Source organism: Bacillus sp. z50 (genome assembly GCF_058313585.1).
This window is the reverse complement of the sequence record NZ_JBZFQL010000005.1, coordinates 182,641-195,130: the sequence shown is the minus strand read 5'-3', so window position 1 is coordinate 195,130 and position 12,490 is coordinate 182,641. Positions and strand designations below refer to the sequence as shown.

Here is a 12,490-nt window from a genome sequence, read left to right as displayed (position 1 = left end):
CCCTTGTTTGTAATATTTTTAATCTAGTATTTTATTAAAATCATTTAATAAGTGCTTTTTGTATAAATGAATAAGCTTTTATTTGGAACGTTCGTTGCTTACTTGAAGATAAGCGCTGGCAAAGCGAAGAACCTTTTGGATTTGAGGATCTTTTAGCATTTTCATCAAACCGAACACACTGATCACTTCTTTGCTTTGTTCAGCTCTTTCTTTTGCTTCCATTGCATTGACAGCTATATGTTTGGCTGTTTTCGTAACAGGCTCTGCAAATTCCTTCGCTGTATTGGCAAAATCGTTTACTAATACTTTATCAGTAGCGACGGATTGAGCGAATTCATATGATTTGTTCAGTGCTGTTACAACTTCAGTTAATTGTGGTAATTGATTTAATAGTGTAACTAATGATTCCTGAACCTCTGGTTTTGATAATTGTTTTAACAATTCTTCTTGTGAAGCAACCGGAGAGGATTGTGTCTCTGATTGCTGTTTCATTGTGTCTGACATAGCAAATACCCCATTTCTGTTTGTTATAGCGAAAAATTAAATTAGTTATATTTATATAACCATAAATCCTCTACTTTAAGCATACTCCTTGTGTATAAATTCACAAAACTTTTTGCTCGAAAAAAGCGCTTTCATAGCAAAAAGAATACTATTTACACTATATTGATAGTGAAATATTTCATTCATCAATAGTTACCGTTGTAATTTTGATTTATAAATAATGAAAACAGGAGGATTTTTGAGGATGATAAATATGTGTAAATCTAAAATAGTTAATGGGGAGAGAGTGTGTTTAGGGCATTTTATAATAGTGAAATAATGAATGAAGGGAAAAAAATAGACTCTCCGAGGAGAGTCTATTTTCTGTTTATTCTTGTTCACCGATAATAGTTTCGGCAATGTTTTTAGCGTGATCGCCGATGCGTTCAAGATTACTTAAAATATCAACGTAAACAAGGCTTGCTTGTGCAGAACAGGATCCATTATTTAAACGGATGACATGCTGCTTTCTTAATTGGCGCTCCATCTTATCGATTTTACGTTCCAATTCGAGTACCTTATAGGCACTTTCCTTATCTTGATTCTCTATTGCCGCCATCGCTTCTTTGACCGCTTCTATAGTTAGTGTGAACATTTGAGACATGCCTTCTGTGGCCTCATCTGTAAATGTTGCTTTATTTGTATTTTTATACTCTGCAAATTCCAGAATATTTTCGAAATGGTCGCCAATGCGTTCGATATCAGTGATGGTATGCATTAGAATATTATGTTCGTCAGATTCATTAGCAGACAGTGAACTTGTGGAGACTTTAACAAGATAATCTGTTATTTTGTGATCTAAATTATTAAGAGCCTCTTCAATTTGATTACCTGTATTCAATGAAGCAGTTTCATTAGTTAACAGGTAGTTATACGTTTCTTCCAATCCTTTAATAGCAAACTCGCCCATTCGCAAAGTTTCCTTTTTCGCCTGTCCAAGTGCAATAGAAGGAGATTGGTCGATGATTCGTTCATCCAGATGCTCTGGTTTATACTCAATAACAGTATCTTTTCCTGGAATGAGTTTAGTAACAATCCACGCATATACACCAATGAATGGAATCATGATCAGTGTGTTTGTAATGTTGAATGTTCCATGTGCAAAGGCAATGGTCATTTCCGGATTTAGTCCAAGTGTTTGTTGGAACCAGCCAATAAGGGACGTAAATGGAACGAGCAAAATCATAAAAATGATTGTACCGAACACATTGAAAAGTATGTGTACACAAGCAGCACGTCTAGCGGCAACTGATGCACCAATCGATGCAAGAAGGGCAGTGATAGTTGTTCCGATGTTATCTCCGAATAGTACCGGTAAGGCACCTTGCAGGTCAATAAGCCCTTCACCAAATAATCCCTGAAGGATTCCGATTGTAGCACTGGAGCTTTGTACTAATAATGTAAAGACTGTTCCTACTACAACACCGAGTATGGAATAATCACTTAAGCTGACAGTTAGATCATGAAACCATTCGAAGGTACGTAGAGGCTTCATTCCACTGCTCATAAGCTCTAGGCCATAGAATAATAATCCGAATCCAAATAGGATTTGACCGAAGTTGTGCAGCTTTTGGTTTTTAAAGAAGAATAATAAAAATGCACCGACAAAGATAATTGGTAATGCATATTCGCCAACATCAATACCGATAATGAAGGCAGTAATGGTTGTACCGATATTTGCCCCCATGATGACACCAATAGCCTGGCGGAGTGTCATAAATCCGGCACTTACCAATCCAACCGTGATAACTGTTGTACCTGAACTACTTTGAATTAAAACTGTAACTAGAATACCAACCAGAATCCCCATAATAGGGTTGGTTGTATATTTATCCAATAGATCTCTTAGTCGATCACCTGCGGATTTTTGGAGTCCATCCCCCATGTATTTGATACCGAATAGGAAGATACCCAATCCGCCGAGAAATTGAAAAAGCATTTCTTGAATACTTACATCCACTGTTTACACCTCAACATTATTTTAGAAAAATATTTTCGATTATCATTATTATTGACAAGAAGTTGAAAGTAAATACTAAACAGTCATATTTAACTATAACTTTACGGTTCCTTTACGTTCGTGTAATTTATCAATAAATTAAAAAAATATATTATTTTAAAATATAGGTTTTTGAAGAAAAACAGTGTATGGTTACATTGAATTCTGGATAGAATTAATGATTTCTATAATAGATAACAGTACCAGATATGAAAGATATGTATACTCTAAATCCTCAACTGAATGAAGAACAGTAGAAAATATGATAGACTTAATAAACAATATTTTCGGGAGAAGAGGGGGATGATTGGTGTACCTTTCCGTGAAAGAAACAGCAGAATACTTATCATTGCCGGAATCCTATCTTGAAACTCTTATCAAGCAAAAGAAAATCCGGGCTATATTTGACGGGGAGCAGTATTTGATTAACAATGATCAATTCTCCAATTATCAAGAGCAGCTGCAGGAATATAAAAAGCTTTTCCAGGAATGGTTAACTGAACCGATTCCTGAAGATTGGGATGCAAAAGATGAGGATTAATAAAACAGGGGGGCAAATTTTGCCTTCTTTTTTTTGCTTAAATCCTTATCCCATCTTCATTGCCAATTAAACAGTTAGTAACAACCAATCTTTGCATCTAATTGTAATGTCTGCAGTCATTTTTTGATATGATTTATGTAGCGTTCGTAATTATAAAAAATTCTTATTATAGGTAAGCATGCTCCTTTATTGGGGTACTAGTAAGAATATAATGGCACTTTTGAAATTATGATTTTTATTTTGGTAGGCGAGGGAGAGGTTACTTATGAATCTAGCAACAATTGGTACTAGTAGCATTACAGAACAATTTATAGATGCAGTTTTAGAAAGCGATGGTCTTTATCTAAAGGCGATTTATTCAAGAAATTTGGATAAGGCGTCTCGTTTTGCGAATAAGCATGAGGTCGATCTTGTTTTTAATCAGCTGGAGGAACTAGCTAAATGTAAGGAAATCGATATTGTCTATATCGCTTCTCCGAACTCATGTCATTTTGAACAAGCGGTTTTAATGTTAGAAAACGGGAAACATGTCATATGTGAAAAACCGTTATTCTCTAATGTGGCAGAGCTGGATCAGGCATATCAAATCGCTAAAAGGAATAACGTCTATCTTTTTGAAGCCATCAGAACCCTTCATACACCCAACTTCAAGTTACTGCAGGATAATATTAGACGAGTGGGGAGAATTCGTAATATAAACTTACAATATATGAAATACTCTTCCAGATATGATCAACTACTGGAGGGGGAGATTCCTAATATTTTCTCAGCTGATTATTCAGGTGGTGCTTTGGTGGACCTAGGTGTTTATCCTCTTGCCATGGCCTTCGCCCTTTTCGGAAAACCTATCTCGACCAGCTATACTCCAGTTATGCTTGATAGTGGCGTTGATGGAGGAGGAACACTAATCCTCAAGTATTCTGATTTTGTATGTACAATTGTTTGCTCGAAAATAGTTAATTCCTATGGGTCAAATGAAATTCATGGGGAGACGGGGAATATTATCTTTCCTGGATCAGGAACCATTCAAAAGCTTGAGTATATTGATAGAGAAACAAAAGTATGCGAACCCTTTTCAATTCCTCAAAAAGAGAATGATATGGTGTATGAAATTGATACCTTTATCGATATTATCAACCATGATAAACAGCCAGATTATCAAAAGCTAATTGAGATTAGTAGAGGGGTACTGGAAATTACAGAGTACTCCCGAAAAGAAAGTGGAATTGTATTTAGTACAGAAAGAGAATCTGAATAATTTTTTAATAGAAGGCTGCCGGCAGGGCGGTCTTCTATTTTTTATAAGCAGAGATGTTTATTAATTCAAAAAAAATACACAATTTATAGGTTTGTTTTAATTAAGGGGTGGAAAGGTAATAGTGGGAAAAACTTTGCTTTATTCTATTAATCATAAGTTCAAGGAGGAGAAGTGAGCATGATTAGGGACATTATAAACAAAACGTTTTCTATGGGAATTGGAGCAGCTGTAACAAGCAAGGAACAAATTGAAAAATTAGTGGATGAATTGGTGAAAAAGGGTGAAGTAACTCAGGCAGAATCTAAATCAATGGTGGAAGATCTAGTGAAAAAGGGTAATGAAGCCCGGACAGAATTTGAACAACAAATTAATTTAAAGGTTAAGCAACGTCTGGCAGAAATGGATCTTGCCACAAAAGAAGACATTGCACGATTGGAAAATCGAATTGCTTTGTTAGAGGAGAAAAATCAATAACAACACAAGTTTATGAATGAGCAGGTTAGGGGGGAAGCAGATGCTTGAAAAGAGAATACGTCACTTTAATCGGTACCAGGATATCATCCGTGCAATGATTCATAATGGATTTGGATCCATTGCCAAAGAACTGGGATTATCCGATATGCTACCGTTTGGAGGGCAGTGGACGTTTGAAGGCAAGGAGGTTAAAAATCGGCCGGCTGCCGAGCGGATTCGTGCCATTCTTGAGGAATTGGGCCCGACTTTTGTAAAGCTTGGGCAGATGCTGAGTACAAGACCTGATATCGTTCCTCCTTCCGTTATTTTGGAATTGGAAAAGCTGCAGAATCATGTGCCTGCCTTCTCCCCTGAAGAAGTCAAAAAGATTATCGAATCGAATCTGGAAGCAACAATTGATGAACTGTTTTCCGACTTTACAGAAGAAGCATTGGCTGCGGCTTCTATTGGTCAAGTACATAAGGCTGTTCTTCATACAGGGGAAGAGGTCGCTGTAAAGGTGCAACGCCCTAATATCCAGGGTAATATTGAGACAGATCTAGAAATCTTGCATAATATTGCTAGATTGGCAGAAAAGCGATTCAGCTGGGCTAGAGATTATGGCATAAGTGATATAGTGGATGAATTTTCTCAATCCTTACATCAGGAACTGGATTATGGAATTGAGGGAAGAAATTCCGAAAAAATAGCTAATCAATTTATCGATAATGACATAATTAAGATACCATCTATTTATTGGGACTACTCTACTAAGCGAGTATTAACGATGGAATATGTAGAAGGTATTAAAATAAATGAAATCGAAATGCTAGATGAACTTGGGTTTGACAGGCAACTAATCAGTGAGCGCTTTACGGATGCGATGATGAATCAAATCTTAATCAACGGTCTGTTTCATGCAGATCCACATCCAGGCAATGTCCTGATTCAACCTGGAAATCGAATTGTTTTGATTGATTTCGGTAATATTGGACACCTGGATACACGGATAAAGTATGCATTTGCAACATTGATTATTGCCTTAAAACGAGGTAATACGGATAGTGTCATGCGTGCAATCCTGAAGCTGGGCTTCACACCTGATGATATCAATTATGATAAACTGCGATCTGATGTAGAAGAAATTATCGATAAGTATTATGGTCATCCTTTAAATACTTTAAATATGAGTGAAGCAGTGAATGACTTCTTTACATTAACCTACTTACATCATATCCGTATCCCATCTGATTTGACTATGCTGGGTAAAACCTTCCTTGCAGTGGAAGGTGTTGTAGAAACATTGAATCCGGAATTCAATATTATTGATGTAATTGAGCCGTTTGGGGAGAAGTTGATTAAAGAAAGACTGAAGCCTAAAAACCTGGCGGACTCCTTGTGGAACAAAGTAGTGGAATACTCGGATATCCTGGACGAAATGCCTCGCAATATAAATGAATTGATGAATAAGCTGAAAGAAGGTAAATTTCGTGTACAAATAGAAGTGCCGCAACTAGATGTGTTCCTTGGTAAAATGGATAAGGTCGGGAACCAGCTTTCCTATGCGATTATTCTCTTGTCCTTTAGTATTATTATGGCAGGCTTGATTATAGGATCATCATCTAGAGGGAGCGGTTCTATATTATGGCAAGTGCCTATTATTGAAATTGGATCGATTATCGCCACCTTAATGGTACTGTATTTACTTTATTCAATTTTTAAATCGGGCAAATTTTGAGAGGAAGTTTTTAAGTGGGAAACGTAAAGACGAATGCACTGCGCCTTTTAGATCAAAAAGAAATTGAGTATGAAATATTTCAATACGAAAATCGCGATGGGAAAATTGATGGTATTTCCGTTGCAGAGAAGATAGGCCAGGATTATCGTCTTGTCTATAAGACTCTCGTTACCATTTCAGGGACTGGCTCTGTTTATGTATTTGTGATTCCTGTAGATTCAGAGCTAGATTTGAAAAAAGCAGCTAAAGTTTCTGGTGAAAAGAAAGTTGAAATGCTGCCTATGAAAGACATACAAAAATATACGGGGTATATCCGCGGTGGCTGTTCACCGGTTGGGATGAAAAAGCAGTATAAAACATACATAGATGTATCAGCTGAAATTCAGGAAAAAATTATAGTCAGTGCAGGAAAAATAGGAGTGCAAATGAAAGTAAAGGTTGCTGATTTACTTACATCAGTAGTAGATGGCGATTTTGCTGACGTTATACATGGGTGAAAGGTCTGATTAGGGCCTTTTTTTCTTGTAATTTAGGGAGATTAGTAAACAGATACACCGGATTTAATAAGTATTGGGTCCTTATTTTTCTCTGTATGAAGTGATGAGTTCTATTTAATGTTGGGTCAGTAGTTTGTATGTAATGAAAGTCGGGTTTTAAAATATCTGGATAAGACTGTTTACAATTTTTGGGTGAATGCCATATGATAAAGTGGGGATTGAAATTTTTTACATTTGAAATAGGGGGAGCTATATGAATAAGAAATATACCCACTTTGAAACTGCAGCTATCCATGCCGGATATGAATCAAACGAACATCAAGGAAGCCTTTCTATGCCAATCTATCAAACTTCCACCTTTACATTTGAATCTGCTGAACAGGGGGAACAGCGATTTGCCGGTACAGATAATGGATTTATCTATTCGAGATTAGGCAATCCAACCGTACGCTCATTAGAAGAGAAGATAGCAGTATTGGAAGGAGCTGAGGAAGGAATTGCATTTGGGTCTGGTATGGCTGCTGTATCAGCTGTTTTAATGGAACTTACCAAGGCAAATGACCATATTCTATGCTCACTCGGTATTTATGGTTGTACATTCGATTTATTAGTCATGATGAAAGAGAAGTATAACATCCATCATGACTTTAGTCCGATGGAAACAGAGGAACAAATACAGGAGTTAATTAAACCTGAAACAACGTGTATATTTGTTGAAACGCCAATAAACCCAACTATGAGAGTCATTGACTTGGAAATGGTGGCACGGGTGGCTAAAAGAAATGGGATCCCTGTCATTGTGGACAATACATTTCCTTCGCCATACTTGCAACAGCCCCTTCAGCTGGGATGTGACATAGTTGTACACAGTGCAACAAAATATATTTGCGGACATGGGGATGTTGTAGCGGGCTTGGCTGCGGGTTCCCGTGAATTCATATCACGCGTTAGAAAAACAATGTTAAAGGACGTCGGGGGAATTATGGCGCCTTTTGATGCATGGCTATTGTTAAGGGGAATCAAAACCTTGCCAATTCGGATGGACCGTCATAGCGAAAATGCTCAAAAAATTTATGAGAAGCTTAAAGAACATCCAAAAGTTGAGCGGATTTATTATCCTGGAGATAAGCAAAACGTTGGATATGAGGCAGCTATGAAACAAATGCGTCAGCCAGGAGGGATTATCGCTTTCGAAATAAAAGGCAGTAAAGAGGATGCACAAGCCTTCCTTAACAGGATGAAGCTTATTAAAATTGCAGTCAGCTTAGGTGATGTTGAAACATTGATTTGTCACCCGGCTTCAATGACTCATGCTATTATTCCGGAATCTGAACGATTGGAAATGGGTGTTACAGACCAATTGCTGCGTGTATCCGTTGGATTGGAAAACTGGCAAGATCTATGGGGGGATATAAAACAAGCGCTGGGAAATGATTAGGTATAACTATAAAGGGGCTGAATCTTTATTATAGAGATTCAGCCTTTAACGTATGGAGAATAGCTCTTGTTAGGATTTCGATGCCTTCTATTATACAGGAACGATCAAATGTCATATTTGGGTGATGAAGTCCGGGAGTTAAATCAGCACCAAGTGCCAGCATGGTTGCTTTTATGGAAGGGCGAAGTTTCGTATAAAAGTGAAAATCGTCACTTCCGGGAGTTAACACTGTAGGGCTTAATGCTTTATGCCCCATTGTATCCAAAATAGCTTTTTCCATAAACTGAGCCGCCTTGGCGGAGATGATGGAAGCCGGTGTATCTGGATATGGTTCTAGTTGGATATGAATGCGGAAGATTGATTCTAATTGAGCAAAGGTTTGCTTTATTTGCTCTTTAATGATGTTCAGGTCTTCATTTGATTGAGCCCTGGCATCAATTCCAAACAAAGCAGTACCTGGTATAACATTTAAATTTTCATTACCTGTTTCGAATCTGGTGATTTTGATGGAATGTGGTTTCATCGGCGACAGTTTAATTTGTTGAAGCAGCTGATGCATCATAATTAGGACATCTATTGAACTTGTCCCTAAGTGAGGCCGCGCTCCATGTGCATCTTCTCCAATGATTTTTCCTGAAAGATGGTAGGTTGCCCCATGATTGATCGCAGGAGCTGCCATGCCAAGAGGCAGCTCTTCTATTGGACGAAGATGGAGACCGTATAAATAATCAACGTCATCTACAATTCCAAGATTCGTTACAGCCTTGGCACCTTCACCCGTTTCTTCTGCCGGCTGAAAGATAAATCGAACTGTTCCTTTTTCTTTTTCAGTCTCAGTCAATTCTTTGAGCATCAAGGCTACACCCAAAACGATTGACATGTGCGCATCATGTCCGCATGAATGATTAGCTCTAAAGGTTCCATCACATTCCTGCCAAAGGGCATCCATATCCGCTCGTAAAGCAATGACTGGCTTGCCGGAGCCTATTTCAGCAGCTAAACCGGGAAATGAGGGGAAAGCGTTACACTTAACCCCTTCTTCGATTAATCGCTTTTCAATAAAGGCTGCAGTTTCATGCTCTTTCCAGCTTATCTCAGGATGTGAGTGTAAATATTCAAAAATGGAATGTATATAGGGTTCAAGTTGCCTAAGTTTTGTCTTCAAAGTATATGGATCCTTTCATTAGTTGTCCGGCAATACTGTTTAGTAACCTGTTATGATAGTGTACGCATATTTTGTTGAAAGTTTCCTTCGGATGAAATTGTATATTATTTCAACTATTATAAATACTTAGGTACAATGGATTTAAGGCTGTATGAAGGGGAGAAATAAATGAATACATTAGATGAAATTCTTGCTTATAATCGTGAATTTGTAAACAAGGAAGAATACTTGCCATATGAGACCACTAAATTTCCCGATAAAAAAATGGTTATAGTAAGCTGTATGGACACCAGGCTGGTTGAGTTGTTACCAAAGGCCATGAATATTGCTAACGGAGATGTCAAAATTATAAAGACTGCCGGGGCAATCGTAAATCATCCATTTGGCGGTGTGATGCGTTCCATCATTGTGGCAATTCATGCATTGGGAGCAAGAGAAGTATTTATTGTAGGCCATGAGGATTGCGGTATGGCTGCCATGGATCCAAATCAATTGATTGGACAAATGACTGATAATGGAGTACCTAATGAGACCTTTTCTACTTTGGAGCATGTAGGAATAGATGTGAAGCAGTGGGTTAAGGGCTTCTCTAATGTCCATGAAAGCGTAACGGAAAGTGTTAATCTGGTTAAGAATCATCCGTTAATGCCTGCATATATACCAGTAACGGGAATGGTTATTCATCCATCGACCGGGGAATTATCTGTTGTCGTCAATGGATATGAAAAAGTGAAATCGGAATAAGTTTATTAATGAATGACGTGGGGACACGTCATTTTTTGATTAAAGGGACTGCGACATATTAAAGAATAGTTAGTATTAGACATTTGTTGAAGTCCTTTAACGATAGGGACTAAATACGACGAGTTACATTAATATGTAATTTAAAAACTCGTCAATCATGAATCCGCATCGAATAGGTGCTGCGTAAACATGAATAGCGGGTTTTTTATTTAAATCTGCACTAATCCATCCAGTTTTTCAACTAGATTATCAAGTTCATTAAAGCTATGAGAAATACCGGTTATTAGCTGGTTTTGCTCTTTGATATTAGCGAGAATCTCCTGTGAGGATGCAGAACTTTCCTGTGTAAAGCTGGATATTCGGATAATCTCTGTTGCAATCCTTTGAGATTTGGCTGTAAGCGGATTGAGTATGTTTTGAACTTTATTGGCCTACTTAGAACCCCCCCTTGTATAAGAAATATAGAGGGTCTTGGATGACTTTTTGAGGAATATTTTTGAATTTAATTACGGTGTTTACAGAGGGATATTAGCTAGGGGATTTTTGGAAAGGCGAAATAAATAAGAGCCAGATAAACTGGCTCCATGCTTACTGTTTTTCGGGCTCGTATTTCTTTTCGCTGGAAGAAGTGCTCTTCGTAGCAGTCTTATCTTTTTCTTCAAGATTTTCTTCTCGTAAATCTTCGATAGGAATGGTGTCTACATGCTGTTCATCTTCAAATCTATCGAGCATATGCTCTTTGTCAGTCATTGAGTTTTCAGGATTGTCCATTTTTTTCTTCGATAATGGTTTTTCCTTTGTCATGTGTATTCACTCCCATTGTTCGTTTCTTATTCTATACCCCTATAGAATAAGAATACACATTATTTGGAAGTGAAGGACTCTTTGTGAGTTGAGTAATGGGCTAGCCATTTTCGATTAACTTCAAAACCCATTCCGGCTTGTTCAGGAACTTGAATGACACCGTTCTCGACAATCACGCTAGGGGACGTGATATCTTGCTCCCAATAATGGCTGGAGCTCGAAATGTCACCAGGCAGATTAACCTGTGGCATGGAAGCCAGTGCAATCGTATGGGCTCGGCTAATTCCAGATTCAAGCATACCGCCGCACCAAACGGAAATATTATTGGCTTCACAAAGATGAAGAATTTTAATGGCTTCTGATAAACCGCCGACTCGTCCAATTTTCAAATTAATCACTTTGCAGCTACCCAGAGCAATTGCTTGTTTGGCGTTCTCGAATGATTGAATGCTTTCATCCAGGCATACCGGTGTTGTGATATGTTGCTGAAGAATGGCATGCTCATAAAAATCGTCAAAACGAAGCGGCTGTTCAATCATCATTAAATCAAATTCATCCAGCGCTTTTAGGAGGTCCATATCTGCTAAACAATAGGCTGAATTTGCATCAGCCATAATGGGTAAGTGTGGGTATCTCCTACGAACTGTCCGAATAAGAGAGATGTCCTGACCGGGTTTGATTTTAAGCTTAATTCTCTTATATCCCTGCTCAAGGCTATAATCAATCAGGCGAAATAAATGTTCATCTGAGGTCTGCAGTCCAATACTAACTCCTGTTTCAATCTCATTTTTAGTTCCACCTAAAGCTCTCGATAAGGATTTATTATTTTTCTTCGCATATAAATCCCAAATTGCGCCTTCGAGAGCCGATTTAGCCATTGGATTTTTGCGAACGGGAGAAAAAAGATGCTGAAGTTCATCCGGATGATAGATTGGCTGCTGGATGAGTTTGGGGATTAAAAAATCTTTCATAATATGTGCAGCAGTTTGGAGTGTTTCCTCCGTATACCAAGGTTCTCGGAAGGCAACACATTCACCCCACCCAACCATACCGTCGCAATCAACCATTTCAATAATAATCATTTCTCTATCCTTCAAGCTTCCAAAGCTAGTAGTAAAGGAATTCTTTAGTTCCATTGAAATATAGTGGAGAGTAATCTCTTTAATATTGATAGAAATATCCATTGTAACCGCTCCTTTAATTGTAAGAATACCGTAACATATCTAATTAGCAACGGCAAAATAGAGAGCTATACTATTAATATTTAACTGAATATTCTACCAAATACTGCTATAATTTTAGAAAAAGAT

General features: G+C 37.8%; 12 protein-coding genes. 7 read left to right on the top strand and 5 right to left on the bottom strand.

What is annotated here, in order from left to right:
- Positions 1-78 precede the first annotated feature (78 nt).
- Positions 79-504, bottom strand: coding sequence for a DUF1641 domain-containing protein (locus AC4G3N_RS15105; RefSeq protein ID WP_148631109.1), 426 nt, complete (start codon positions 502-504; stop codon positions 79-81).
- Between the two features lie 367 nt (positions 505-871).
- Positions 872-2,503 carry a Na/Pi cotransporter family protein gene (locus tag AC4G3N_RS15100; protein WP_175354313.1) on the bottom strand — a complete coding sequence of 544 codons (1,632 nt, stop codon included), beginning with the start codon at positions 2,501-2,503 and terminating at the stop codon, positions 872-874.
- A gap of 349 nt (positions 2,504-2,852) precedes the next feature.
- On the opposite strand from AC4G3N_RS15100, the gene AC4G3N_RS15095 reads away from it, so the two are divergent.
- The 6 genes from AC4G3N_RS15095 to megL all read left to right on the top strand — a co-directional run bounded on the left by AC4G3N_RS15095 (position 2,853) and on the right by megL (position 8,467).
- A complete protein-coding gene (locus AC4G3N_RS15095) occupies positions 2,853-3,083 on the top strand; it encodes an excisionase family DNA-binding protein (protein WP_066108321.1) in 231 nt (76 codons plus the stop codon).
- A gap of 265 nt (positions 3,084-3,348) precedes the next feature.
- Positions 3,349-4,341 (top strand): Gfo/Idh/MocA family protein, encoded by a 993-nt coding sequence (locus AC4G3N_RS15090; RefSeq protein ID WP_066108319.1) that lies wholly within the window; start codon positions 3,349-3,351, stop codon positions 4,339-4,341.
- A 177-nt stretch (positions 4,342-4,518) separates the two neighbouring features.
- Complete coding sequence (locus AC4G3N_RS15085; protein WP_225983642.1) at positions 4,519-4,815, top strand: phasin family protein; 297 nt, start codon at positions 4,519-4,521, stop codon at positions 4,813-4,815.
- A gap of 40 nt (positions 4,816-4,855) precedes the next feature.
- Positions 4,856-6,532, top strand: a complete 1,677-nt coding sequence (locus AC4G3N_RS15080) for an ABC1 kinase family protein (RefSeq protein WP_066108315.1) — start codon at positions 4,856-4,858, stop codon at positions 6,530-6,532.
- A gap of 14 nt (positions 6,533-6,546) precedes the next feature.
- On the top strand, positions 6,547-7,029 hold the full coding sequence (ybaK, locus tag AC4G3N_RS15075; protein WP_066108313.1) for a Cys-tRNA(Pro) deacylase: 483 nt from the start codon (positions 6,547-6,549) through the stop codon (positions 7,027-7,029).
- 253 nt (positions 7,030-7,282) lie between these two features.
- Positions 7,283-8,467 carry a methionine gamma-lyase gene (gene megL / locus AC4G3N_RS15070; RefSeq protein WP_066108311.1) on the top strand — a complete coding sequence of 395 codons (1,185 nt, stop codon included), beginning with the start codon at positions 7,283-7,285 and terminating at the stop codon, positions 8,465-8,467.
- A gap of 28 nt (positions 8,468-8,495) precedes the next feature.
- Here the strand turns inward: megL and AC4G3N_RS15065 are convergent, their stop codons facing one another.
- Entirely contained in the window at positions 8,496-9,632 is a 1,137-nt protein-coding gene (locus tag AC4G3N_RS15065; RefSeq protein WP_066108308.1) for an amidohydrolase, read from the bottom strand.
- Between the two features lie 168 nt (positions 9,633-9,800).
- On the opposite strand from AC4G3N_RS15065, the gene AC4G3N_RS15060 reads away from it, so the two are divergent.
- Positions 9,801-10,376, top strand: coding sequence for a beta-class carbonic anhydrase (locus AC4G3N_RS15060; protein WP_066108306.1), 576 nt, complete (start codon positions 9,801-9,803; stop codon positions 10,374-10,376).
- 588 nt (positions 10,377-10,964) lie between these two features.
- Here the strand turns inward: AC4G3N_RS15060 and AC4G3N_RS15055 are convergent.
- Positions 10,965-11,180 (bottom strand): YczO family protein, encoded by a 216-nt coding sequence (locus AC4G3N_RS15055; RefSeq protein ID WP_066108303.1) that lies wholly within the window; start codon positions 11,178-11,180, stop codon positions 10,965-10,967.
- Positions 11,181-11,239: 59 nt separating this feature from the next.
- A complete protein-coding gene (menC, locus tag AC4G3N_RS15050; RefSeq protein ID WP_491090497.1) occupies positions 11,240-12,364 on the bottom strand; it encodes an o-succinylbenzoate synthase in 1,125 nt (374 codons plus the stop codon).
- Positions 12,365-12,490: the final 126 nt, after the last annotated feature.